This window comes from Mesorhizobium sp. WSM4310 (genome assembly GCF_007003935.1).
Taxonomy (GTDB): Bacteria; Pseudomonadota; Alphaproteobacteria; order Rhizobiales; family Rhizobiaceae; genus Mesorhizobium.
In genome coordinates this window covers 32,823-57,451 of record NZ_VFTA01000013.1, presented here as the reverse complement: position 1 = coordinate 57,451, position 24,629 = coordinate 32,823, and the positions used below count along the sequence as shown (strand labels likewise).

At 64.2% G+C, this 24,629-nt stretch carries 23 protein-coding genes and 1 pseudogene; 15 read left to right on the top strand and 9 right to left on the bottom strand.

Annotated elements, in window-relative coordinates:
* Positions 1-17 precede the first annotated feature (17 nt).
* Positions 18-752, bottom strand: a complete 735-nt coding sequence (locus FJV80_RS16090) for an SDR family oxidoreductase (protein WP_142876895.1) — start codon at positions 750-752, stop codon at positions 18-20.
* A gap of 228 nt (positions 753-980) precedes the next feature.
* Between FJV80_RS16090 and FJV80_RS16085 the strand changes: the two genes are divergently transcribed.
* Positions 981-1,904 (top strand): LysR family transcriptional regulator, encoded by a 924-nt coding sequence (locus tag FJV80_RS16085; RefSeq protein WP_142876894.1) that lies wholly within the window; start codon positions 981-983, stop codon positions 1,902-1,904.
* Positions 1,905-2,018: 114 nt separating this feature from the next.
* On the opposite strand, the gene FJV80_RS16080 is transcribed toward FJV80_RS16085, so the two are convergent.
* The gene (locus FJV80_RS16080) at positions 2,019-2,300 is read right to left on the bottom strand and encodes a hypothetical protein (RefSeq protein ID WP_245318287.1); all 282 of its coding nucleotides are present in this window, start codon (positions 2,298-2,300) and stop codon (positions 2,019-2,021) included.
* Between the two features lie 341 nt (positions 2,301-2,641).
* On the opposite strand from FJV80_RS16080, the gene FJV80_RS16075 reads away from it, so the two are divergent.
* The 6 genes from FJV80_RS16075 (at position 2,642) to FJV80_RS16050 (ending at position 9,992) form a co-directional block, all read left to right on the top strand.
* Positions 2,642-3,526, top strand: a complete 885-nt coding sequence (locus tag FJV80_RS16075) for a hypothetical protein (RefSeq protein WP_095775114.1) — start codon at positions 2,642-2,644, stop codon at positions 3,524-3,526.
* Between the two features lie 384 nt (positions 3,527-3,910).
* Complete coding sequence (gene htpG / locus FJV80_RS16070) at positions 3,911-5,797, top strand: molecular chaperone HtpG (protein WP_142876893.1); 1,887 nt, start codon at positions 3,911-3,913, stop codon at positions 5,795-5,797.
* Positions 5,798-5,976: 179 nt separating this feature from the next.
* Positions 5,977-6,855 carry an ABC transporter permease gene (locus FJV80_RS16065; RefSeq protein WP_032931056.1) on the top strand — a complete coding sequence of 293 codons (879 nt, stop codon included), beginning with the start codon at positions 5,977-5,979 and terminating at the stop codon, positions 6,853-6,855.
* Positions 6,852-7,691 carry an ABC transporter permease gene (locus tag FJV80_RS16060; RefSeq protein WP_095789296.1) on the top strand — a complete coding sequence of 280 codons (840 nt, stop codon included), beginning with the start codon at positions 6,852-6,854 and terminating at the stop codon, positions 7,689-7,691. Before FJV80_RS16065 ends, FJV80_RS16060 begins: the two co-directional genes overlap by 4 nt.
* A complete protein-coding gene (locus FJV80_RS16055; protein ID WP_142876892.1) occupies positions 7,688-8,830 on the top strand; it encodes an ABC transporter substrate-binding protein in 1,143 nt (380 codons plus the stop codon). Before FJV80_RS16060 ends, FJV80_RS16055 begins: the two co-directional genes overlap by 4 nt.
* Complete coding sequence (locus FJV80_RS16050) at positions 8,823-9,992, top strand: ABC transporter ATP-binding protein (protein WP_142876891.1); 1,170 nt, start codon at positions 8,823-8,825, stop codon at positions 9,990-9,992. The genes FJV80_RS16055 and FJV80_RS16050 overlap by 8 nt, the downstream gene beginning before the upstream one ends.
* On the opposite strand, the gene plsY is transcribed toward FJV80_RS16050, so the two are convergent.
* A complete protein-coding gene (plsY, locus tag FJV80_RS16045) occupies positions 9,977-10,648 on the bottom strand; it encodes a glycerol-3-phosphate 1-O-acyltransferase PlsY (protein ID WP_142876890.1) in 672 nt (223 codons plus the stop codon). The genes FJV80_RS16050 and plsY overlap by 16 nt on opposite strands.
* 191 nt (positions 10,649-10,839) lie before the next feature.
* Positions 10,840-11,820, bottom strand: a complete 981-nt coding sequence (locus tag FJV80_RS16040) for a GlxA family transcriptional regulator (RefSeq protein ID WP_095775106.1) — start codon at positions 11,818-11,820, stop codon at positions 10,840-10,842.
* A 161-nt stretch (positions 11,821-11,981) separates the two neighbouring features.
* Between FJV80_RS16040 and FJV80_RS16035 the strand changes: the two genes are divergently transcribed.
* From FJV80_RS16035 to FJV80_RS16020, 4 genes are all read left to right on the top strand, one after another.
* Positions 11,982-14,585 carry an EAL domain-containing protein gene (locus FJV80_RS16035; protein ID WP_185975222.1) on the top strand — a complete coding sequence of 868 codons (2,604 nt, stop codon included), beginning with the start codon at positions 11,982-11,984 and terminating at the stop codon, positions 14,583-14,585.
* Positions 14,586-14,849: 264 nt separating this feature from the next.
* The gene (locus FJV80_RS16030; RefSeq protein ID WP_142876888.1) at positions 14,850-16,409 is read left to right on the top strand and encodes an FAD-dependent monooxygenase; all 1,560 of its coding nucleotides are present in this window, start codon (positions 14,850-14,852) and stop codon (positions 16,407-16,409) included.
* Between the two features lie 80 nt (positions 16,410-16,489).
* Positions 16,490-17,200 (top strand): hypothetical protein, encoded by a 711-nt coding sequence (locus tag FJV80_RS16025; RefSeq protein ID WP_142876887.1) that lies wholly within the window; start codon positions 16,490-16,492, stop codon positions 17,198-17,200.
* Positions 17,201-17,335: 135 nt separating this feature from the next.
* Positions 17,336-17,977 carry a glutathione S-transferase family protein gene (locus FJV80_RS16020; protein WP_142876886.1) on the top strand — a complete coding sequence of 214 codons (642 nt, stop codon included), beginning with the start codon at positions 17,336-17,338 and terminating at the stop codon, positions 17,975-17,977.
* A gap of 50 nt (positions 17,978-18,027) precedes the next feature.
* Here the strand turns inward: FJV80_RS16020 and fusA are convergent.
* Positions 18,028-18,927: pseudogene (gene fusA, locus FJV80_RS16015) on the bottom strand (elongation factor G); the annotation flags it as partial.
* Between the two features lie 61 nt (positions 18,928-18,988).
* Positions 18,989-19,339: a hypothetical protein gene (locus FJV80_RS16010; protein ID WP_142876884.1), complete on the bottom strand. Its 351-nt coding sequence runs from the start codon at positions 19,337-19,339 to the stop codon at positions 18,989-18,991.
* A 249-nt stretch (positions 19,340-19,588) separates the two neighbouring features.
* Here FJV80_RS16010 and FJV80_RS16005 point away from each other — a divergent pair, with 249 nt between their 5' ends.
* Together FJV80_RS16005 and FJV80_RS16000 are read left to right on the top strand one after the other, a co-directional pair.
* On the top strand, positions 19,589-20,029 hold the full coding sequence (locus FJV80_RS16005; RefSeq protein ID WP_095775100.1) for a hypothetical protein: 441 nt from the start codon (positions 19,589-19,591) through the stop codon (positions 20,027-20,029).
* A 148-nt stretch (positions 20,030-20,177) separates the two neighbouring features.
* On the top strand, positions 20,178-20,615 hold the full coding sequence (locus FJV80_RS16000) for a VOC family protein (protein ID WP_095789288.1): 438 nt from the start codon (positions 20,178-20,180) through the stop codon (positions 20,613-20,615).
* 169 nt (positions 20,616-20,784) lie between these two features.
* Here the strand turns inward: FJV80_RS16000 and FJV80_RS15995 are convergent, their stop codons facing one another.
* A complete protein-coding gene (locus FJV80_RS15995; RefSeq protein ID WP_142876883.1) occupies positions 20,785-22,407 on the bottom strand; it encodes an ABC-F family ATP-binding cassette domain-containing protein in 1,623 nt (540 codons plus the stop codon).
* A 409-nt stretch (positions 22,408-22,816) separates the two neighbouring features.
* On the opposite strand from FJV80_RS15995, the gene FJV80_RS15990 reads away from it, so the two are divergent.
* Both FJV80_RS15990 and FJV80_RS15985 read left to right on the top strand, forming a co-directional pair.
* A complete protein-coding gene (locus tag FJV80_RS15990; RefSeq protein ID WP_095775097.1) occupies positions 22,817-23,104 on the top strand; it encodes a hypothetical protein in 288 nt (95 codons plus the stop codon).
* A gap of 31 nt (positions 23,105-23,135) precedes the next feature.
* A complete protein-coding gene (locus FJV80_RS15985; RefSeq protein ID WP_142876882.1) occupies positions 23,136-23,444 on the top strand; it encodes a hypothetical protein in 309 nt (102 codons plus the stop codon).
* Positions 23,445-23,601: 157 nt separating this feature from the next.
* Here FJV80_RS15985 and FJV80_RS34555 read toward each other — a convergent pair whose 3' ends face one another.
* Entirely contained in the window at positions 23,602-23,745 is a 144-nt protein-coding gene (locus tag FJV80_RS34555; protein ID WP_185975224.1) for a hypothetical protein, read from the bottom strand.
* 17 nt (positions 23,746-23,762) lie between these two features.
* Positions 23,763-24,461 (bottom strand): SDR family NAD(P)-dependent oxidoreductase, encoded by a 699-nt coding sequence (locus tag FJV80_RS15980; RefSeq protein ID WP_095793590.1) that lies wholly within the window; start codon positions 24,459-24,461, stop codon positions 23,763-23,765.
* Between the last annotated feature and the right edge of the window lie 168 nt (positions 24,462-24,629).

Genomic DNA, 24,629 nt, shown 5'->3' with positions numbered 1-24,629 from the left:
GTGGTCCCGCATCGGGGTCACAGTTGTGCCAGGCCGCCGTCGACGGCGACTTCGCTGGCAGTCATGAAGCTGCTGTCCGACGACGCGAGAAAGGCGGCCACGGCCCCGATCTCCGCCGGATCGGCCATGCGCTGGAGCGGAGTCATCGCGCCGTAGGCCTTCTGGCCTTCCTCGCCCAGCGCCTCTCTCGCGAGTTCGGTCGCCGTCGCCCCTGGCGACAGCACGTTGACCCGGATGCCGGTGCCCTTCAGGTCTTCCGCCCAGGTCCGCGCGAGGTTGCGCACTGCCGCCTTGCTCGCGCTGTAGGCGGTGAACCCCGGAGCGCCCGTGGTGCCGGCGCTCGATCCGGTCAGGATGATCGAGCCGCCCTGGCCCATCAGCGGCAACGCCTTCTGGACCGTGAAGATCGTACCCTTCACATTGGTGTCGAAGGTTTCGTCAATGTGCTCGGCGGTGATCTGGCCGAGCGGAAGCGGGCCGCCGGCCCCGGCATTGGCGAAGACGATGTCGAGGCTTCCGCGCTCGGCCTTCACCGCCGCGCAGAGCCGGTCGAGGTCGGCCTCATTCGAGACCGAGCCCTTCACCGCGCGGGCATTGGGCCCGAGGTCGGCCACGGCGGCGTCGAGCGCTTCCTGCCGGCGGCCGAAGATGAAGACGAAGGCGCCCTCCTCGATGAAGCGCTTTGCCGCGGCGCGACCGATGCCGGTGGCGCCGCCGGTGATGACGGCGGTCTTGCCATTCAGTCTGTTCATGTCATGTATCCTTTGTTTCGCCGTCTCGTGTCCTTGGCTGTACGGGGAAGTCCCGCGAGAGCCTCAAGATGGGTTCGCCGAAGTCGGGCGGTGAGTGCGCAATCGCGCACATCGGTGGTGCGAAAACGATCCAGCTGGATGATTGAACGCCGCGACGACCGCGCGAACCACGGCTGAGCGTGTTAGAATGGGCTTTGCAAACCGCACTACGCGGCGCAGGAATGCACCATGATCGACTGGGATGACGTTCGCTACTTTCTTGCCGCCGCGCGCGGAGGCTCGGTGCGGGCTGCCGCCGCGCACCTCGGGGTGAATCATTCAACCGTGCTGCGACGCATCGCCCAGCTCGAGGAACGTCTCGGGGCGCAGATGTTCGAAAAGCTGCCTTCGGGCTACCGCCTGACGGCTGCGGGCGAGGAGGTCCTCGATCTGGCGAACCAGATGGAAGCGTCGTCGCACCAGCTGGAGACGCGCGTCTTCGGTCGCGACCAGAGCGCGCGCGGGCTTTTGCGGGTGACGCTTCCACCGTTTCTCGCCACACACCTGCTCATGCCAGATCTCGCCGACTTCGCGCGTATGCATCGCGACATCGAGATGGAAATCTTGACCACTGGCGAGGTGGCGAATCTGACCAACCGGGAGGCCGACGTCGCGATCCGCATTGTCGCCGACCGCAAGACCCTGCCGCTCAATCTTCACGGCCTGAAGGGGCCGGAGTTGTTCAGCGGCGTCTACATGTCTCGCGATCGACTGGCCGCGTTGCGTGCGGGCACGCCTGATCCCATCCGGTGGATCGTCATAGACAATCATGGAATTCCGGACTGGGCGCGCGAGGGAGAATTTCACACCACGGGAGCTCCGTTCAGGACGCCGGATGCCGAGACGCAGATCATCGCGGCGCAGCAAGGAATCGGGATGACGAAACTGCCGTGCTTCGTCGGAGATACCGACCCCCTGCTGGTCAGGGTGCCGGGCATCAACCCGCCGATGCATGGGACACTCTGGCTTCTCACGCAGGGCGAGACACGCAAGACGAAGCGCGTGCGGCTCTTCACCGACTTCGTATCCCGCAGGCTCGCCGCGTACGCGCCGCTTCTCGCGGGCCTGTCCGTATCGCGCGAGGCGACGGTGCAGCCGTCGCCGGCCAGATGACCGAAGGGCGGCTTTTAGCAGCAAAGAAACCTTGGCACGAATGACCGAATGGAGGCGCATTGCCGCCATTCGAAGCCCAGACAACCTGAGCCGATCAAGGACGCTTGGCCGAAATCAGTGCGCCACGCCATCCGACGCGTGCAGCAGCCTCCAGGCCGAGCCTACGTGCCCATGGAACTGCGACGCAAACCTCTCAGCGGCGACATCCTCCAGGCCGTCATCGACCAGCGCCTCGATGCTTCGCCGCATCAGGGCGAGTTGCATCTGCCTTGCGTGTTCCTGGTCCGCCTCCCGCATGATTTCCGTCACGTGGTAGGCGACGACGGGTTGGCCGAGGCATGAGAGCAGCGCGTTGGCCTCGGCTGTTACAGCGGTCACTGCGTCTTCGATCTTCATTCTGGCGATCCTCATCAAGAATGATGCTGACGCCTCCCCGCAAAGGCGACGGTGGTCCGTCGCTTCTTCTTTGATTTCAGCCTGCTGCGCCACGGAAAGCAGCGCGCCAGGCTTGCAATTACTGTCTTCTCCGGCCCCTCGGGCTGCCTCGTTTGGCCTGGAAATAGTATCCGTCAAATTTGATTCAAAGGCGAACGGATAGTTAATCGATGGTTAATGGCAGCACTGGCCACGCCTCCCCGATCAGGATATTTCGCCTCGGCGTCTTCTGCCGCGCAATAGCCGCAAAGCTGCCCGATGGCTGCCTGGCCTGTTGATCCGCCACGAAGAAAGGTTCTGTCATGCGGTTGGTCTGGACGGTCATGTTTGCCCTGGCGAGCAGCGCTGCCTTCGCCGCCTCGCCCGAGGATGATTATATCGCCGCGCGCGACAAGGCGATTGCCGACATCGCGGCGATGGAGAGCACGAACACACCCGTGGAGACGCTCGATGCGGCCAATGAAAAGGCCCGCGCCGATCTCGAAAAACGGCTTTCCGCCCTGCTCGGCCCTTTCACGGTCAAGGATTTTCCGGCGGCCGGCACGATCAACATCGAAAGCCTGAGTTCCTCCGATGTCGGCTTCGGCATGCTGGACGGGCTGCGCCACGGCACCGAGGACGGCCCCAGCATCGTGGCCTCGACACGCGGGCTGGTCGAGCGCTGGCTGCAGTCGCGCGCCGCCGAGACGGACGCCGATCTTAAACTGCCCACAAGCTTCGACGCGGCGCTGAAGCTCGATGCCTTCTACACCCAGGCCATCGGCAGCGACGCCGCCTTCACCAGCACGCTCGACTTCGCGCTGAAGAAGCCTGACGGCGCCGACATGGCGATCGCCCGCCTCGGCGGCTGGGCACAGGATATCGGACCGAACTCCGACCAGGAGGTCGTCGTCACGGTCGTCAAGGGCAACAGCGTCCTGATCGCCGAAGCGCCTGCGACTCCGCCCGTCCCCAAGATCGCGGCCTGCGACGCCGCGTGGACCGCCGCCGACGCCGCCGCCCAGAAACTCGCCAAGCAGGCCACCGACGACAGCGACGAAAACACATCCGACGCCGCCAACGCCGCCTGGACGAAAGGCGACAACGACTTCCGCGCCTGCATGGGCAAGAGCCTGCCGGACACCCCGGCCTACCCCGCCCTGCTGGCCCAGGCGCAGGCGCTGGCGGATCACATGGCGGCAAATTAGGCGCGCGAGACGGGCGCGACGCCGACGCTGCCAATCTCCCCACCTGTGGGGGAGATGGCCGGCAGGCCAGAGGGGGGCGCTGGCCCGCCGACGTCTGATAGCGTTGGATTACCCGTAACCTTGAGAAGAGCGCGCCTCGCTGGGTCAATCGGCAAGGACGAGTTCCTTCACGCCCCCCTCTGCCCTGCCGGGCATCTCCCCCACGAGGGGGGGAGATTGGCAGTTTCGCCGCCGGCGCCCTCTTGTTGCCCCGGCACCCCACCACCATATCGTCGGCGCGCTGGCACACTGAACGCAGTTGCCAGCACCGCAAAAAATGGTTTGAAAGGAAAGTCCCGAACGCGCTCGGCGCGGCGGGCCGATGAACAGCGTGGGAAAATCTGCATGACGACGGATACGAAAGCAACGGAAACCAGGGCATTCGAGGCGGATGTTTCGCGGCTGCTGCACATGATGGTGCACTCGGTCTATTCCGATAAGGACGTATTCCTGCGCGAACTGATTTCCAACGCCGCCGACGCTTGCGAGAAGCTGCGCTTCGAGGCCATCAGCCGCCCCGAATTGCTGGGCGACGATCCCAAGCCGCGCATCTCGATTTCGGCTGACGCCGACAACAGAGAGATCACCGTCGAGGACAATGGCATCGGCATGAGCCGCGACGACATGGCCGAAGCCCTGGGCACGATCGCCCGCTCGGGCACGCGCGCCTTCATCGAGCGCGTCGGCGCGGACACGGAGGACACGCAGCTCATCGGCCAGTTCGGCGTCGGCTTCTACTCCGCCTTCATGGTCGCCGACCGCGTCGACGTCATCAGCCGCCTGGCCGGAAGCGAGGAGGCCTGGCGCTGGTCCTCCGACGGCAAGGGCTCCTACGAGATCGCCCCCGCCCCGCTCGAAGCCGCGCCGAAGCGCGGCACCCGCGTCGTGCTGCACCTGATGGATGACGCCGTCTCCTACACCGGCTCCTACCGGCTCGAGCAGCTGGCCAAGTCGCAATCCGGTCATGTGCCGGTGCCGATCACGCTCATCGAAAAGCCCGGCGCCGAGGCGCGCGACGTTGCCGATGGCACCGCACTCTGGGTGCGGCCGAAGAGCGAGATCAAGCCCGAGGAATACATCGACTTCTACCGCGGCGTCGCCGGCCAGTATGACGAGCCGGCCGCCACCATCCATTTCCGCGCCGAGGGCCGGCAGGAATACTCCGTGCTCGCCTTCGTGCCCGGCTCGCGGCCGTTCGATCTGTTCGACCAGGACCGCAAGGGCCGCATGAAGCTTTATGTGCGCCGCGTCTTCATCACCGACGATGCCGATCTTCTGCCGCGCTATCTGCGCTTCGTGCGCGGGCTGGTCGATTCCGCCGACCTGCCGCTCAACGTCTCGCGCGAAATGATCCAGGAAAGCCCGCTGCTGGCCTCGATCCGCAAGGGTCTGACCAACCGCGTGCTCGGCGACCTCGCCAAGCTGGCGGAGAACGAGGCCGAGGCCTATGCCAGGATCTGGGAGAACTTCGGCGTTGTGCTGAAGGAAGGGCTCTATGAGGATTACGAGCGGCGCGAGCAATTGCTGAAGCTCGCCCGCTTCCACTCGACCGCCTCCGGCGAAGGCTGGCGCGGCCTTGCCGACTATGTCGCGGCGATGAAGGAGGGCCAGAAAGCGATCTTCTTCATGGCCGGCGACGACCGCGCCCGGCTCGAAGCCTCGCCGCAGCTCGAAGGCTTCAAGGCGCGCGGCATCGAGGTGCTGCTCTTGACCGACCCGGTCGACAGTTTCTGGGTGACGATGGCGCCGGACTTCGACGGCAAGCCGTTCAAGTCGGTAACGCAAGGCGTGGCCGAACTGTCCGACATCCCGCTGCTCGACGAAGCGAAGAAGCCGGACGCGGCGGCAACGCCTGAGGTCGACGGCTTCCTGGCTTTCATCAAATCAACGCTTGGCGATGCCGTCTCGGATGTGAAGGCCTCCGACCGCCTGACCGAGAGCGCCGTCTGCCTGGTCGCCCCGGAACATGGACCCGACCGGCAGTTCGAGCGGCTGATGAACGCCGCCGGCCGTCTCGACAAGGCGGCCAAGCCCATCCTCGAAATCAACCCGCGCCACGCGCGCGTGCTGGCGCTCGCCGGCCTCGGCGACGAGGACCAGGCGTTCAAGGACGACGCGGCTCATCTTCTCTACGACGAGGCGCGTGTGCTCGACGGCGACAAACCGGCTGACGCCAGGGCATTCTCCGAGCGCCTGGCGCGGCTGATCGCACGCGGCATCGCGAAGGGCTGAGCTTCGCCTACCGGAGCCGCTGCGATGCCGTCCGCCGACACGGTTTCGGCGTCCATCGCAGCCGGCGACGCGCCCGATGTCCGCTGGCTCAATCGCCTGTTGTAGACATCGGGCCTCCAATCACCCAATCTTGGCCCGGGAACAAAACAGGCGCTTCAAAGAAGGCGCACCGGGTGCTCATGAAACGACGATGGACATTGTATGATCCACGGCTGGCATGGCTGCTGGTCGCGCCGGTGCTCCTGCTGCTGATCTTCTTCCTGGTGTTGCCGATCGCCGTGATGGCCGCCTACACCTTCTTCACCTTCGTCACCGCCGGCGTGGAAACCAGCGCGCTGACGACGGCGAACTGGCACGAATTCCTGACCGACAGCTATTATGCCGGCTTCCTTTTGAAGACGCTGCGGGTCGGCGCCATCACCGCGCTGCTTTGCGGGGTGCTCGGTTATTTCCCGGCCTATTTCATCTGGGCGACGACCTTCAAGCACAAATGGCTGCTGCTTCTCCTGCTCATCGTGCCGTTCTGGATCAGCTTCACGATCCGCACCTTTTCCTGGATCAACATCCTTGGCGAACAGGGCGTCATCAATGTCGCGCTGCTGAAGATGGGCATCATCAGCGAGCCGCTGCCGATGCTCTACAATGAAGGCGCGGTCATCCTGGGCATGCTGCACTTCCTGCTGCCCTACATGATCCTCAACGTCTATGTCAGCCTCGAGGGCATCGACCGCACCCTGATCTCGGCCGCGCGCTCGATGGGCTGCACCAGTGCGCAGGCGTTCCGCGAGGTCACGCTGCCGCTTTCGCTGCCCGGGCTAGCGGCAGGCCTGCTGCTCTGCTTCGTGCTGGCCGCCGGCAGCTATGTGACGCCGCAGCTGCTCGGTTCCGGCCGCGACGCGCTGTTCGGCAATCTGATCTACGACACCATCATGGGCGAGCTGAACTGGCCGATGGGCGCCACGCTTTCGATCGTGCTGTTCCTCGTGCTCGGCTCCTTCGCCGCCATCTACACACGCTTCATGGGCATGTCGCAGATCGTCAAGGGATTGGGCGGATGAAGGCGCGGCGCAAAGAGGAAGGCAGATGGGCCTGGCGGCTGACCGGCTTCGTCACGGTCTGCGTCTACATCTTCATGTTCGCGCCGATCGTGGCGACGGTGATCCTGTCGTTCAACGCCTCGATGTTCGGCGGCTTCCCGATGACCGGCTTCAGCCTGCAATGGTACGTCAAGCTGATGGCCAACGAACCGGTGCTGGCCGCCTTCCGCACGTCGCTTTGGATCGCGCTGGTCACCGCCGCCGTCACCACGGCCATAGGCGTCGTCACGTCGTTTGCGCTGGTGCGCTTCGAATTCCGCGGCAAGCAGGCGCTGAGCACTCTGGTGATCCTGCCGGCGCTGGTGCCCGAGACCATCCTCGGCGTCGGCCTTCTGGTGCTGATCAAGGCGGTCGACCAGCCGCGCACCATGCTTCTCCTGGTGCTCGGCCACATCCTGCTCGCCGTGCCCTATGTGGTGCTGATCACCCAGGCGCGCATGGTCGGCATCCGCCGCGTCTACGAGGAGGCGGCGCTCTCGCTCGGCGCCTCGCGCTTTTCATCCTTCCGCGAGATCACGCTGCCGCTGCTCATCCCCGCCGTCATCGGCGGCGCGCTGCTCGCCTTCACCATCTCGTTCGACAATACGTCGGCCAGCCTGTTCTGGCGGCCGGCGGGCGTCGAGACCATGCCCACCCAGATCCTTTCGATGCTCAAGATCTCGATCAGCCCGGAGATCAACGCGCTCGGCACCGTGATGATCCTGGTGACCGTCGGCATCCCGCTGCTCGGCGGCCTGATCCTGCAAAGCCTGACCAGATTGAAACGACGCGACGAACCAAAGGAGGAAGCACGATGAAACTGTCCAACGGCAAGCGGCTTGAACGGCTGCACGATAGGTACCAAAACGGCGATCTCAGCCGCCGCACTTTCCTGACGCTGACCGCCGCCGCGGCCGCCGCGGCCGGTCTCGACATGCCCTGGATGCGGCAGGCGCTCGCCGCGGTCGAGGAGGTTCGCTTCGATGGCTGGGGCGGCACGGTGCAGGACGCGATCGACAAATACGCCTTCAAGCCCTACACGGCCAAGACCAAGATCAAGGTGATCCAGGGCACGTTCGGCGACGAGGACGAGATCATCACCAAGATCAAGACCGCCAAGCCCGGCGACTACCAGGTCATCCATTCCTCCGGCGTCAACTACTACATCAAATACGTGAATGGCGGCCTGACCTCGGAGATCAACGAGGCCAACATCCCCAACATGGCCAATGTGCTGCAGCCGATGATCGACCCGTTCCGCAAGCTGACGCCGAAACTCTCGGCCGTGCCTTACGACTATGGCACGACCGGCATCGCCTACAACACCAAGGTGATCTCGCCCGAGGAAGCCAAGGAAAAGGGCGCGGCCCTTTTGCTCGACAAGAAATATGCCGGCAAGGTCGGCGGCTATTCCGACATGACCACGCGCGTCTGGTACGCCGCGCTCGCCACCGGACAGGATCCCAACAACCTCAAGGACATGGACGCGATCTGGGCCAAGGTGCGCGAAACGCGCGACCTCGCCAAGAAGTTCTGGAGCTCCGGCGCGGAGCTGATGGACCTGCTTTCCAAGGGCGAGATCGTGGTGACCGACGCCTGGTCGGGCCGCGTCGCCGCCTTGCAGGACCAGGGCCATCCGATCGGCTATCTCGACCCCGCCGGCTCCTATGCCTGGATGGAGGATATGCTGATCCTGAAAGGCTCGCCAATGGCCGAGTGCGAGGAGTTGATCAACTTCATGCTCGACCCGGCGACCGCCATTGCGGTTGCCGAGGGCCAGAGCTATCCGCCGTCGCTCGACCCGACAAAGGTCAAGCTCACCGAGAAGATCGAGAAGCTGCCGGCCTTCGACAAGACCGGCACGATGAAGTCGCTGACCTTCGCCGACCCGGTCTACTGGGCGACCAACGAGGATGCCTGGACCAAGCAGTGGAACAGGATCTCGAAAGGTGCCTGACAGAAACGACCTTTCGGAAGTGCCCCGGCCGGAAGCGGCCGGGGTGGCAAGGAGCGCAGCCGCTCCGGGCGGCGGCGAGACAAGCCAGGCGGCGGTCGAGTTCCGCGACATCGACATCGCCTATGGCAAGTTCGTCGCCGTGCGCGATTTCTCGCTGTCCATCGCCAAGGGCAGCTTCGTCACCTTGCTCGGCCCTTCGGGCTGCGGCAAGACGACGATCCTGCGCTCCATCGCCGGCCTCGTCGACATTTCGGGCGGCCAGATCATGATCGACGGGCGACGGGTCGACGACGTGCCGATCTACAAGCGCAACATCGGACTGGTCTTCCAGAGCTATGCGCTGTTTCCGCACAAGAACGTCTTCGACAATGTCGCCTTCGGCCTGAAGTACCGCAACGTGCCGAAGCCCGAGATCGCCCGCAAGGTCGGCCAGGCGCTCGAGATGGTGCGGCTGCCGGGCAGCGAGAAGAAGCTGCCGTCGCAGCTGTCGGGCGGGCAGCAGCAGCGCATCGCGCTCGCCCGCGCCATCGTCTTCGAGCCGCAGGTGCTGCTGCTCGACGAGCCGCTGTCGGCGCTGGACGCCAATATGCGTGAGGAGATGCGCGTCGAGATCAAGAAGATCCAGAAGGAAACCGGCATTACCGCCATCTTCGTCACCCACGACCAGGAGGAAGCGCTCTCCATGTCGGATCGCATCGTGGTGATGAACGCCGGCGCGGTCGAGCAGATCGGAACCCCGCAGGAAGTCTATGAGACGCCCGCCACGGCCTTCGTCGCCGACTTCCTCGGCAAGGCCAACATGCTCGCCGGCACCGTGAGCCGGTCCGGCCAAGCGACGACGGTGACGCTTGCCACCGGCCAGACGGTCGAGGTGGCCTGCCCAAGGCCGCTTGCGCAGGGCAGCAAGGTCACGGTCGTGCTGCGGCCGCAGAAACTGTCGGTCGGCACGGCGGCAAGCATCAACAGGCTGTCCGGCCGTGTCGTCTCGGCCTCGTATCTGGGCGGCAGCGCGATCTACGAGATCGACATCGGCGGCAAGACGATCATCCGCGCCAACGCGCCGATCACCGGCCGCGTCCTTCGCGAAGGCGAGGCGATCGACATCGGATTCGATCCCGAAGGCTGCGTTCTGCTCGACGAGGATGGTCAGCGGATTTCGTGACGCGGGCTAGCTTGCCCTAGGCGCGGCTCCGTCCCGGCGACCAGCCGCTGGATGTTGGCGCGATGGCGCGCGACCACGTAGAGGCCGCCGGCAATCACCAGCAGCCGGTAGGGCAATGGTTGCTCCAGGGCACAGACGAGAGCGATTGCTGTTGACGCGGACAGCATCGAACTCAGGGATACAATTCTGGAAATTGCCAGCACGACGCAGAAGGTCGCCGCGGCACCCAAGCCGATCGGCCAGGCAAGCGCCAACAGTACGCCCAGCCCCGTCGCCGCGGATTTGCCGCCGGTGAAATTCAACCAGATCGAACGGCCATGCCCCAGCAAAACGGCAAGTCCGGCCAGGCAGATGGCCCAGGGCAGAAAGGTTTGCGGGTCAAGCGCTGTCGGTGGCGCGAGCGATGTAAGAAGCCAGGCGTAAAACCACTTTGCAAATACGATTGCCGCCACGCCTTTCAGCACATCGATCAGCAGCACCACAAAGGCGGGCCATTTTCCAAGCGTACGTAACACGTTGGTCGCGCCCGTGGATCGGGAGCCATGCTGCCGGATATCGATGCCCCCGAGCAGTTTCCCCACCAGATAGCCCGTAGGCGTCGAACCGAGGAGATAGGCGATCGCCAATCCAGCCACGCTTGCCGTCCAGAAAACCATTGGATTTCATCCTGTTTCGGAGCAATCCCTTATAACTTTATATTCCCTCGTCATAAAAGGCAGACTTGGGTTGGCAAGCCAAGTTCTCTCGGTCTCGACGGCGTGGCCTTTGCCTTGGTACGCCCGCGCTCGCCTTTGCGCGGAAGCGAGAGTGGTTCAGGCAACGCCGAAGCGGCGCTACGCGGCCGGCTTCATTGCCCCGCCGAGACGCTCGCCAGGCGGTTGGGATGCCGCAGATGGGTCGGCGTGACGCCTGTCTGCTGGCGGAACACGCGGCTGAAATGGCCGGCATTGGTGAAGCCGCAGCGGTAGGCGATGTCACCGATCTGCAGGTCGCTGCCTTCGAGCAGCGACTTCGCATGATGCACTCTCAGCGCCAGGTATGCCGCCATCGGGCCGATACCCAGCTCCGTCCCGAAAAGCCGTTCGAGCTGGCGCCTCGAGCAGTTGAGCCGGGTTGCGATCTCGCCGACGGACAGCGTCTCCTGCAGGTTGCTCTCCATCAACAGCAAAGCGCGCTTGACCGCGCGGCTTGACGCCGCCGGGAACAGGTCGCCGACAGGCTGCACGTCCCGGCTGCTCCTGATGCGGTCGAGCACCAGGATCTTGGCGGCCTTTTCCGCCGCCTTCTGGCCGATGAACTGCGACACGAAATAGCCGGCAAGGTCGGCCGCCCCCGTGCCGCCGGCGCAGGTCGAGCGGCCCCGGTCGACGGAATACAGGCTGTCGGCATGGGCGTTGACATCGGGGAACTGGCTGCGGAAATCCTTGATGTGGAACCAGCTGACGGCGGCGGCGTAGCCGTCGAGCAGGCCGTAGCGCGCCAGTACGAAGCTTCCCGTGCAGAGCGCCGTCAGCGGCACCCCCTTTTCGGCAGCCCGCAACAGGAAGGCCTCCTTGTCGGAACTCAGGCTGCGGTTGGTGTCGAGCAGGCCGCCGACCACGACGATATTGTCGAAATCCTCCGGATTGCCGATCCCCTTGGTGGGCAGCAATTCGACGCCGCAGCTGGCCCGGATCGGCAGGCCGCGTTCGCCGACGATCTCCCAGTCGAACTCGATCCTGCGGCTGCGGTCGCCCTCATCGCCCGCCAGCCGCAGCGTGTCGATGAACAGCGACAGCGGCGACAGCGTGAAGTCGCGAACCAAAAGAAACGCAAAACGCCTTGCCATTGTACTTCCGCCGCCCGTCCGCCTGCCATAGCTGATGCCGAAACTTGCCACCAGTCTGGAAGGGTAAATTTAAGCGTTTTCTACTACAGTCCATCGATGAGCTATAGTTCAGGAAAGGTGTCAGGGTCGAATTGACCATCACTGGATTCAGCCTCGGCCGCCTGAGACGGGCCGTTCTTTCTTCCGCCAACTTGCCGGCGGCGATCGCTTTTGTCGTGCTTCTGATCTGCTCCATCGTTGCCGACCAGCAGAACAGGAGGGTCTCCGACCAACTGGCGCGCGCCGACGTGCTGGCCAAGGTAAACATCATCCGCGCCAAGCTCGAAGGCAACATTAACGGCAATCTTCAGCTTGTTCAGGGTTTGGTCTCGGCCATCGATACCGAACCCTTTATGGGCCAGCAGAGATTTGCCTCGCTTGCCGGAAATCTGTTCCAGCAGAAATCGCAATTGCGCAACATTGCCGGCGCGCCTGACCTGGTGATCTCGCTGATGTACCCCATGGAAGGCAACGAGAAGGCCATCGGGCTCGATTACCGCAAGAACGAAGCGCAGCGCATGGCGGCGCTGCGGGCGCGCGACCAGCGAGTCCTGGTGTTTGCCGGCCCGGTCGACCTCGCCCAAGGCGGGCGCGGCTTCATCGGCCGCATCCCGGTCTTTGTTCCGACCGCGAACGGCGGCGACCGTTTCTGGGGCATCGTCTCGGCGGTGGTCGATGTCGACCGGCTCTACGCGGCGAGTGGGTTGACCGATCCGGATCTCGACATCGATGTCGCGCTCACAGGCAAGGATGCGCTGGGCGGCGGCGGCGAACGCTTTTTCGGCGGCGGCCAGGTCATTGCCGGAAATCCCGTATCGGCCGATGTGCAGCTGCCATCGGGTTCCTGGCAGATTTCGGCCCTCCCCAAGGGCGGCTGGCCGGAGGCTCCGAAAAACGAGTGGGCCTTGCGGTCGCTTATGTTGCTCGCCGGGGCGCTGGTGGTGCTGCCGATCATGGTGGCCGGTCGGCTGTTTGGCGAAAGGCAGAAAAACTACGCCGAGCTGAGGCGCCTGTCCGGGCGCCTGGAGCTGGCGCTGGAAGCCTCTGGCATTGGCGTTTGGGAACACGACCTCACCACCAATGAAATGGTGTGGGATGACCGCGTCAACGAGATCTACGGCAAGTCAGCCGACGGCAAGCCACGCGGCTATGATGACTGGGCGCAGGCGATCCATCCTGAAGATCTGGCACGGGCGAGACAGGACTTCGATCTCGCCGCGGCCAAACAAGGCCCCTATTCCTCACAATACCGGCTCCTACGCCCCGACGGCACCGTCCGCCATGTGCGCACGCGCGCGACCTACTTCCAGGACATTGGCGGAACGCCCAAGCTGATCGGCGCCGAATGGGACGTGACCAGCGACGTGCTGCTCAACGAAAACCTCATTCGTGAACGCCAGTTGACGGAATCGAATAACGCCGAAATCAATCTCGCCAAGGCACATATCGAGTATGCGGCGCTACACGATTCGCTGACCGGCCTGCCCAACCGCCGCTATCTCGATGAACTGCTGGCCGAAAACGGCGAACCGGACCGGCGCACAGCACTGCTGCACCTGGACCTCGACCGCTTCAAGCAGATCAACGACACGCTCGGCCACGCTGCGGGCGATGCCATGCTGGTGCATGCATCCAAGGTTATCCAGGCCAATGCGGGCCATGACGATTTCGTTGCGCGCATCGGCGGCGACGAGTTCGTCGTGGTGAGCCATGGGCTTGACGACGACGGACTGTCGGCACTTGCCCATCGCATCATCGAGGACATGCGCCAACCTGTCGATTACCGCGGTCATCCGTGCCGTTTCGGGGTCAGTATCGGCATTGCCGCCAACAACGGCGTCGACGTGAAACAGTTGCTGGTCAACGCCGATCTGGCGCTCTATCGGGCCAAAAGCCGTGGCCGCAACCGCTACGAGTTCTTCAACGAGGAGTTGCAGAGCGAGATCGTGCGGACCAAGCAGATCGCCGACGAGATCCTGGGCGGGTTGGAGCGGAACGAATTCGTCGCCTACTATCAACCGCAGTTCGACGCCAGCACGCTCGAGATCGTCGGCGTCGAGGCGTTGTCGCGCTGGAAGCACCCGCGACGCGGCATCCTGGCCCCTGACGCTTATCTCAAGGTGGCTGAAGAACTCAACGTCGTGGCGCTGATCGACCGCATCGTCCTCAAACACGCGCTAGAGAATTTCGAGCGTTGGTCGCACAGTCATCTCAACATCCCGCGCGTGTCGGTCAACGTCTCGGCCAGGCGGCTGGAGGACAGGGACCTGATTGAAGGTCTGCGCAAGCTCGCCATCAAGGCTGGAACGGTGTCGTTCGAACTGGTGGAGTCCATTTTCCTCGATGAAAACGACGACCTGGTCACGTGGAATATCGACCACATCAAGGAGCTCGGCATAGACATCGAGATCGACGATTTCGGCACCGGCCACGCCTCGATCGTCTCGCTGCTCAAATTGCGTCCGCGCCGCCTCAAGATCGACCGCCAACTGATCACACCCATCACCGGCTCAATGGCGCAACGGCATTTGGTGGCGTCGATCATCGAGATCGGCAAATCGCTCGGCATCGAAGTGGTCGCCGAGGGCGTCGAGACGATGGAGCATGCGCGCATCCTCAAGGAACTTGGCTGCGATATCCTGCAGGGCTACCTTTTTGGCCGTCCGATGGAGGCCAAGGCCTTCAAGGCCTTCGCCCTATCGCGTAAATGGCTGGCCGCGGGCTAGATTGCCCCTAACCAATGGCGTTGCCCTTGGCCGCCGCCTCACCTGTTGCAGACCAATCGCCACATCGCTATATAACCCACGTCGGAAAAGGCAGAGTTGGTTTGGTAAGCCCAACTCCTCTCGGTAACGAGAGCTCTGGTCTTTGGCTTCGTGCACGAGATCCCCACGACGAACATCGGACGCTGATCCAGCGCCCTGTCGTTCGTCCGTGTGGTTCTTATCTCGAGGAACGCTCCGGTCGAACATCGACCAAGGAGTAGTTTCATGCACAGCCACCACCCAATTTCCTATGACGTCATCATCTCCGGCGCCGGCCCGGTCGGCTTGTTTCTCGCTTGCGAGCTGCGCCTGGCCGGCCTCTCGGTCCTGGTATTGGAAAAGGCCGACGACCCCAGCTCGCCGCTGAAACGGCTTCCTTTCGGCATGCGCGGTCTGTCAGCCCCGACCATCGAGGCCTTCCATCGTCGCGGCCTGCTGGACGCCATTGTGCCGCTGCCGGCGAAGAATGGCCCGGGCGACGACACATTGGCCGCCGCGCACTGGATGCGGCAGCCGCGCCGCCCGGGCGGCCATTTCGCCGGCATCCAGTTCCATCTCGACGCCGTCGACAGCTCGAAATGGCCCTATCGCCTGCCCGGCCCGGCGGGCACCAGCATGGCGGTCGAGATGGAGCATCTGGAAACCGCGCTCGCCACCCGCGCAGACGCAATGGGCGTCGAGATCAGGCGCGGGCTCGGCGTCGAAAACTTCGCCCAGTCGCACGAGGATGTGACTATCCGCGCCGGTGGCGAGGTCTTTCGCGCCCGCTGGCTCGTCGGTTGCGATGGCGGCCGCAGCACGGTGCGCAAGCTTGGCGGCTTTGCCTTCACCGGCACCGCTGCCGAGTTCACCGGCTATTCCGTCGACGTCGAAATTGCCGATCCGGACACGCTCGGCCTTGGCCGCCACTACACCCCGACGGGCATGTACACCTACTCGCGGCCAGGCACCATCGCGATGGTTGAGTTCGACGGCGCCGCTTTCCATCGGACAGAGCCGGTCACGCTGGAGCACGTGCAGGCGGTGCTGCGCCGCGTGTCCGGCACCGACGTCACCCTGACGGCGCTGCGCCTCGCCACCACCTGGACCGATCGCGCCTACCAGGCGACCACCTACCGCAACGGGCGGGTGCTGCTTGCCGGGGACGCCGCACACATCCATTCGCCGCTGGGCGGCCAGGGGCTCAACCTTGGGATTGGCGACGCGATGAACCTCGGCTGGAAGCTTGCCGCCACCATCCGCTGCGACGCGCCGGCCGGCCTCATCGACAGCTATTTCGACGAGCGGCATCCGGTGGCCGCGCAAATCCTCGACTGGTCGCGCGCCCAGGTCGCGCTGATGCGGCCAAGCCGCAGTTCACGCGCGCTCGAAGCCATCATCCGCGACCTCATCGACACGCGCGACGGCGCGACCTACTTCGCCGAGCGCGTCTGGGGCGTTTCGCTGCGCTACGACCTTGGCGGCAGCCACCCACTGGTGGGCCGCAGCGCGCCCGATTTCGAACTGGCCGACGCAACGAGGCTCGGCGAGCGCTTGCGGAACGGCCAAGGCCTGTTGCTGGACTTCGATTCCCACCCTGCCCTGCAAGCGCTTGCCAGCCACTGGAGCGGGCGGATCGCCTATGTCGCCGGGGATGCCAGGGACCGCCTGGGCCTGAGCGCCCTGCTCGTGCGCCCCGATGGCTTCGTCGCCTGGGCCGCTGATGGCGAGCCTGACCTTGGCGAAGCTGCGCAGGCCGCATCGCAATGGTTTGGCGAAGCGGCAACAGGTGGCTGCGCATGCTAAGGAACTGTTTGAACCTGATTTCGGTTGTCTGCAGTGCGAAGTGCCGTTCCACGAAGGCACCTGATGAGCGAACATGAAACATGGCGGACAAGAAGCGCGATTCCCTGCGAAAGGTCCTGAGTGGCATCGTCGCGGCAATTGCCGGCGCGCCTGATCGCGAGCAAGGCCTGAGCACCGCCAAAGCGTCAGCAGTCGCCGAGTGGCCGCTGCCGCCATCGGCAACGCTTGGCTCCGCCTTGCGCCTGAAGGGGATCGAACGCGAAATTCGAGCCCGCCTGCCGTGGGCTGTAAGGAAATTTGCCAAGGCCGAGACCGGCCGCATCATCCTGCGCATGTTGAAAACCGACGCGGATGCCTTCCAGGCGGCCTCGGCAATCATCTCCAGGACACTGGAGGGGATCGAAACCCTCGCCGTGCTTCCGCGCGAGGCAGAAGACATTCTCACCATCTCCGCCCGCGAGCGCCACAAATGGCTGAAGGACGGCCGCCTGAAGAGCATCGGCACCCGCACCGTCAAGATGCGCGGGCGGTCCAAGGCCGTGACCTTCCATGTCTTCGATCCACGCCACATCGAGGATGTTCTCGATCGCGACCTGGCGAGCGCCTGGCGGGAGGAAGATGCGCAGGAAGCGTCCGAAAACAGACGGCGCGGTGCCGGCAAGGCCGCCCTGACGCGCGCGGGAAAACGACAGCGCAAGGCGCGCAGCGCCAGGACTTCGGGAAACGATGATGCTCCACCGCCGAAGCTGGAGGGCTGGGACACATTCGAGGCGGAAGGCCTGCTGCGCTAGAGCCGAGGACGCTTTTTAACCGGTCCGAAGCGTTAAATCCCGCGGTCCGGAAAAACCAGGCGGTTGTCGGGAATCGCCCCGGCCGTTCGTCCTCTGGGTGCAACCAAGAACCGAACCAACCAGCCGGAGCCTGCCATGATCCCCACCATCACCGCCTTCGAACGATCGCCCGACGGCGGCAAGGGACTGGCGCGCGATACGCGCGTTCGCTGGGCGCTCGAAGAAGTGGGGCAACCCTATGAAGTTCGTCTCGTTTCCTTCGCCGGGATGAAGGCGCCTGGCCATATGGCCATCCATCCGTTCGGCCAGATCCCCACCTATGAGGAAGGATCTCTGTGCCTGTTCGAGACCGGCTCGATCGTCTTTCATCTTGCCGAGCGGCATGCGGGCCTGCTGCCCAGGGATCGCGATGCCCGCGCGCGTGCCATCACCTGGATGTTTGCCGCCCTCAATACCGTCGAGCCGCCCATCCTCGAATTGACGACGGCGAGAATATTCGAAGCCGACAGATCCTGGAGCGAGGAGCGCCTGCCATTGGTCAAGGACCGGGTTCGCGCCCGGCTGGACCAGCTCTCGGCCTATCTGGGCGCCGCCGAGTGGCTCGATGGTGCGTTCAGCGCCGGTGACCTTTTGATGGTATCGGTGCTGCTGCGGCTACGCATGTCAGGCATTCTGGACGAATATCAAAACCTGGCGGCCTATGTGGCGCGCGGCGAAGCTCGCCCCGCTTACGCCAGGGCCTTCGCCGCGCAATTCGCGGTCAACGCCGCATCATAAAGCCGAGCCGACAGCAGGAGCAGTGCGACCACAGGAGAGGTGAGCGGAAGTCAGGCGAACGCGGCCGCGGCGGGCGGCGGATCGCGATTGTCAGGCATCGGAACGGGCTCGTATCCGGCATAGAAGGCGCTCAAGCGTGCCTGCCCGTTCGAACGCGACCGCAGTGTCTCTTCCAGCTTGAACATGGCTGAGAGCGGCACCATGGCGTGGATGACGACGGCAACATCGCGACCTTCCTGGTCCCCGATCCGGCCACGGCGGCTCTTCAGCTCGCCGGTGATGCTGCCGGCATAGTCCGCCGGCGTCACCACCTCGACCTTCATGATCGGTTCGAGCAGTTGCACGCCGAGATACGGCGCGGCCTCGCGAAAGCAGGCGCGGGCCGCAACCTCGAAAGCCGGGGCCGAGGAGTCGGTCTCGTGCCAGGCGCCGTCCACCAGCGTCGCCTTGACGCCGATCATGGGAAAGCCCGCGAACGGCCCCGACGACAGGGCGCTGCGCAGCCCCTTTTCGACCGCCGCACCATATTCGTTCGGAACCGCGCCGCCGGCGATCCTGGACGCGAAAACGAAGTCCGGATTGTACGCGTTCGGCTCGAACGCAATCTTGACGCGGGCGAACTGGCCCGCGCCGCCGAACTGCTTCCTGTGGGTGTAGTCTTGCTGGTGGCTGCGGGTGATCGTCTCGCGATGGGCGACCTGCGGTGAGCCGACGTTCACGTTGATCATGAACTCGCGGCGCAGACGCTCAATGATGCTGTCGAGCTCAGGCTCGTCCATGTAGGCCACAATTGTCTGACCGGATTCCTCGTCCCACTTGACATGGAACCAAGGATTCTCGTCCGCCAGCCTCGACAGGGCGATACGCAGCTTCTCCTCATCGGCTCTCGACTTCGCCTCGATCGCGATTTGCAGCAAGGGCCATGGCGCGGCAGGTTCTTCCATGACGATATGGTCGCAGGTTGGCCGGATGTCCGCAACGGCAGAGGACGGGCGCCGTCAACAGCCACGGCTACGGATATTTCGCCTTTGCGCCCGGGTTTGGATCGCCCTGCAACTCTTTCGGCAAAGGCAGGCTCGAGCATTGCAGGTGCACGTCGCGGGCGTAACGCTTTCGCTGCTTCTGCTCGGCCTCCTTGGTGGCCGCGATGATGCCCAGGCCGTACGGGCCGAGGACCGCGAATTCCCAGCCCGGATGGTGTTTTTCGCGCGCCGCGTAGTCCGAAGCCGCCGCCCGCGCCTGCTGGCATTCCGGCGACGCCCATTTCGGATCCTGCGGCGAAAGCGACGCGCCATAGTCGACTGGAGAGGTCGCGCATCCGGCCACTGTCGCGGCCAATGCGACGGACACTGCAATTCGCATCTCAACCCTCATCCGAAGCCCTTCTCGCTGGCCGCAAACCTCGCAGGCGCCGCGTCGGCGCCAATCACGTGTACGCGATGTCCCGCCGGAGCGCTTGCCATAGGCCTCGCTTCATGTCGATCTTTCCGCGGCCAGATTCAGGCCGCGTGCCTGGAACCAAATGACGGGCGAGACTGTTCCGTTGTAACTTTAACACAGCGCTGGCGCGCCCGGTCGGGTGGGCAAGTGGCGACTTGAGGAGCTTTCATCATGAATATTTCGTCCGGATTTCGTAGAATCGCGGTTGCCGCCATCGCCACCGCGGGCATCGGCTTTGCCAGCGCCGCGCATGCCGACAGCGGCACGATCCGCTTTGCCGTCTACAAGGCGGCCTTCTTCGTCGGCGGTTCCGGCGGCGAAGGCACGTTCACCTTCCACGGCAAAACCTATCCCATCTCGATCGGCGGCGTCTCGGGCGGCCTCGCCTTCGGCGTTTCAAAAACCTATTTCCGAGGCACCGTGCGCCACATCAGGCGCGTCCGCGATGTGACGGGGGTCTACGGTGCGGCGGGCGGCGGCGGCACGCTCGGCAAAGGCGCCCAGATGATCGTCATGACGAATGACAGGGGTGCCCAGCTCGAGCTCACCGGCAAGCAGGTCGGGCTGCAGGTCAACGCCGATCTCAGCGGCATGGCCATCTCGCTGAGGTAAGGGACTCTCGCCCATTCCTTCGACGGTAAGAGGTCTGACGGAAAAGTCCGGAAGGCGGCGTCGGCTCGACAGCCGCCTTTTCGCTGGCCGAAGACCGATCCCTGGCCGAAGACCCGCAGGCTGTTGATCCAGACACGAGGTTGGACGCATGGCGCTCAAACGGATGGACAATGTCGGAATCGTCGTCGATGACCTCGAAGAGACGATCGATTTCTTTCGCGAGCTCGGCCTTGAACTCGAAGGGCGGGCCACGATCGAAGGCGAATGGGCGGGACGTGTCACCGGACTGGGCGATCAGCACGTCGAGATTGCCATGATGCGCACGCCCGACGGTCACAGCCGGCTCGAACTATCCCGCTTCCTCACGCCGCCGGTCGTCGCGGATCACCGCGACGCCCCGGTCAACGCCCTGGGCTACCTGCGCGTCATGTTCACCGTGGACGACATCGACGATACGCTTGAACGGCTTCGCAAGCGCGGTGCGCGGCTCGCAGGCGAGGTCGTTCAGTACAAGGACGTATATCGGCTCTGCTACATTCGCGGACCCGGAGACCTTCTCATCGGCCTCGCCCAGGAACTCGGCTGAGCGCAATGCGATGACAATGGCCAAGAGCGACCAATGCCGGCGGGCGCGTCTCACAAGGTCCCTGGCAGCCTCGAGCGTTTCACCGTTTCATGGAAACGGCGACCCGCCTAACTCTTTGTTTTGACGCAATTCCGGACGGAAAACCGCTCACACTTTTCCTGGAATTGCTCTAGCTCCGCAGCCCCGGCGCCTCCTGCCCCGTCCTCTCGACATACTCGGTATAGCCGCCGCCATAGGTGTGGATGCCTTCCGGCGTCAGCTCCAGCACGCGGTTCGAAAGTGCTGCCAGAAAATGCCGGTCGTGCGAGACGAACAGCATGGTGCCCTCATATTGCGACAGCGCCTCGATCAGCATCTGCTTGGTGGCGATGTCGAGGTGGTTGGTCGGCTCGTCCAGCACCAGCAGATTGGGCGGGTCGAACAGCATCAGCGCCATCACCAGCCGCGCCTTCTCGCCGCCTGACAGCACCCGGCACTTCTTCTCGATCTCGTCGCCGGAAAAGCCGAAGCAGCCGGCGAGTGCGCGAAGCGGCGCCTGGCCGGCCTGCGGGAAATTGTCTTCCAGCGTCTGGAACACGGTGCGCTCGCCTTTGAGCAGCTCCATGGCGTGCTGGGCGAAATAGCCCATCTTCACGCTCGGCCCGCGCGCCACCGTGCCGGTGTCGGGGTCGGAAGCGCCGGCCACCAGCTTCAGAAGCGTCGACTTGCCGGCGCCGTTGACGCCCATGATGCACCAGCGCTCGCGGCGGCGGACCTGGAAGTCGAGCCCCTCATAGATGGCGCGGCTGCCATAGGCCTTGTGGACGTTCTTCAAGGTGACGACATCCTCGCCGCAGCGTGGCGCCGGCTGGAACTCGAAATTGACGATCTGGCGGCGCTTGGGCGGCTCGACGCGGTCGATCTTGTCGAGTTTCTTCACCCGGCTCTGCACCTGCGCGGCATGGGAAGCGCGCGCCTTGAAGCGCTCGATGAAGGCGATCTCCTTGGCCAGCATCGCCTGCTGGCGCTCGAACTGCGCCTGCTGCTGCTTGTCGGCAATCGCCCGCTGCTGCTGGTAGAATTCGTAATTGCCCGAGTAGGCGGTGAGCGAGCCGGCATCGATCTCGACGATCTTGTTGACGATGCGGTTCATGAACTCGCGGTCGTGCGAGGTCATCAGCAGCGCGCCGTCATAGCCCTTCAGGAACTGCTCCAGCCAGATCAGGCTTTCGAGATCCAGATGGTTGGACGGCTCGTCGAGCAGCATGACATCGGGCCGCATCAGCAGAATACGCGCCAGCGCCACGCGCATCTTCCAGCCGCCCGACAGCTTGCCGACATCGCCGTCCATCATCTCTTGGGAAAAGCCCAGACCGTCGAGCACTTCGCGGGCGCGGCCGTCCAACGCATAGCCGTCGAGCTCCTCGAAGCGATGCTGCGCCTCACCATACTTCTCGATGATCTCGTCCATCCGCTCGGCCTGGTCCGGGTCGGCCATCGCCGCTTCCAGTTCCGCCATCTCGGCCGCGACATCGCTCACCGGCCCGGCGCCGTTCATCACTTCGGCGACGGCGCTATGGCCTTCCATGTCGCCGACATCCTGGCTGAAATAGCCGATTGTGACGCCGCGATCGACCTGCACCTGGCCCTCGTCGGGCTGCTCCTGGCCGGTGATCATGCGGAACAAGGTGGTCTTGCCGGCACCGTTCGGCCCGACAAGGCCAATCTTCTCGCCCTTCTGCAAGGAAGCAGACGCCTCGATGAAGACAAGCTGACGGCCGTTCTGCTTGCTGATGCTTTCAAGTCTGATCATGCGGTTTCCGGGGAATTGGAATTTGGGAGGATTTTCCCCGGGCCATACGCGATGGCGGGCGCCAGAGGAAGAGGCGCAAGCGCCGCAGCGGGCGCGACGCTCTTCCCTCCCTTGTGGGGGGAAGGTGGATCGGCGCGCAGCGCCGAGACGGTTGAGGGGTGTTCCAGTGGGGTGAGACGTTGGCGTTCCCTGGAGCACCCCTCATCCGACCTCGCTTCGCGAGGCCACCTTCTCCCTCAAGGGGAGAAGGAAAAACCCTGCCAGACACACTTCAGAAACAAGATTCAACATGCGGGAAAAACTGAAGAAAACATCGTCTGCGATAACCATCCTCGTAGCGACCGGACAGCGGTCGCCACACAACGCAAAGGGATGGTCCCGACAAATGCAACGACGTTCGACCGGATGGATGGGTGCCCTCGCAGGCATTTCGCTCGCCATGCTTGCGGTCGCGCAATCGGCTGCGCAGGCGGCGGTTACCCGGAGCGAATATTGCAGCCGGCTCGGTTCTCAACTCGACGGAGCCATCCGGACCAAAGCCGAACCCGGTGCCAGCGCCAGCCAGATCGCCACGGCAGAGGCACTGCAGGACAAGGCCAACCGGTTTTGTGCCGAGCGCAAGGAGGCGCAAGGCATCCGGACCTACGCCAACGCCCTGAAACTTCTTGGAGTGACACCGGTCGACCTCGACCAGTGACAGCAACCATCAATCCGAAGGAAAGCCTATCATGAACAAGCCCCTCCTCTCCGCCCTCGGTCTCGCCATTTCGCTCGGTCTGGCCATGCCGGTTATCGGCACCAGCACGGCCAACGCGGCCGCCACCGCCGCCGCTGCGCCGACCACGGCTCCGGCTCCCGCGGCGTCGACTATGGCTCCCGCTGCCACGGCCAAGCCGGCCCAGGCTGCCGCGCACAAGCACGTCAAGAAGCATGTTAGGCACAGCAAGAGGCACCATCGGCATGTAAGGAGGCACGGCCACCGGCACGTCGCCAAGAAGCACACCCACAAGAAGCACGGCCACGCCAAGGCGGCTTGATCGCCAGCTTTTTTCTGACTTCCTCCCGGGAAAAGGCCGCCATTCGCTAAAAAGCGAGGGCGGCTTTTTCTTGTGTACAAGAAGGCAAGCCGGATCCGCTGAAAGTTAGTCAAAACAGGTGCTTACGGTAACTCCGCGCTTCAGATCGTGAACCGCCTCAAGCCACCCCGAGTGCTGTCCGAACTTGCGGACCGCTCATGCCGCTGTCGAAGACGGTGGTGTCGGCATCGAAGCGCCGGGCTTGCGACAGCCCTCCGGCCGTGCCACCGATCATGCCGGCGCCCAGAATTCCAATTCTCATCTTCGCCTCCTGTTCGCTCACCACGGCAGTCTTTTGCCGTCGCGGAAGAAGCCGCCCGTCGGCCCGTCATCCGGCAAGGTCGCGGCCCAGACGATGCCGGCCGCCCCTTGCGCCACCGGGCGTCCGCCCGGCCCGCCCATGTCGGTGGCGACCCAGCCCGGGCAGATGGCATTGACCAGCACGCCGGAGCCGCGCAATTCCGCCGCCAGCACGCAGGTCAGCGCATTGAGCGTCGCCTTCGATGTCGAGTAGGCCGGCGCGCCCGCTCCCATCGAGGCCAGCGAACCGCCCTCGGACGACACATTGACCAGCCTTCCGTGGCCGCCGGCCTTGAGCAGCGGCGCGAAGGCGGCCGCCACCCGCCAGGCGCCGAAGACATTGGTCTCGAAGGCTTCGCGGATGACAGTCCAGTCCGGCCGCGAGGCACGCGAGCCGGTGTCGTAGTGGATGGCGGCATTGTTGATCAGCACGTCGAGCCGCCCGAACCGGCGTTCGACCTCATCGGCTGCCCTTGCAGCCGCGTCGGATGCTGCGACATCGAGCGCGATGGCCTCGACATGGCCGTCGAGCGCTTTCGCCGCCACCTCGCCCTTGGCCAGATCGCGCACGCCGAGCAGCACGGTGAAACCGAGTTTCGCCAGTTGGCGGCCGGTTTCAAGTCCGATGCCGCGATTGGCACCGGTGATGAGGGCGACTTTGTCGGGATGCGTGGTCATGGGGAATGCCTCCGTTATCGTCTCGGGGAAAGATGGCATAGCCGTAATTGATTTATTAGGCGGCGGAGATCGCAATCATTGTGCCGCCGAGTGCATGAATTGACCGAACAGGAATCGGGTGTCGTCCGATGGCGTGCCATGCGATCGTTCGCCGATCACGAGGATCGG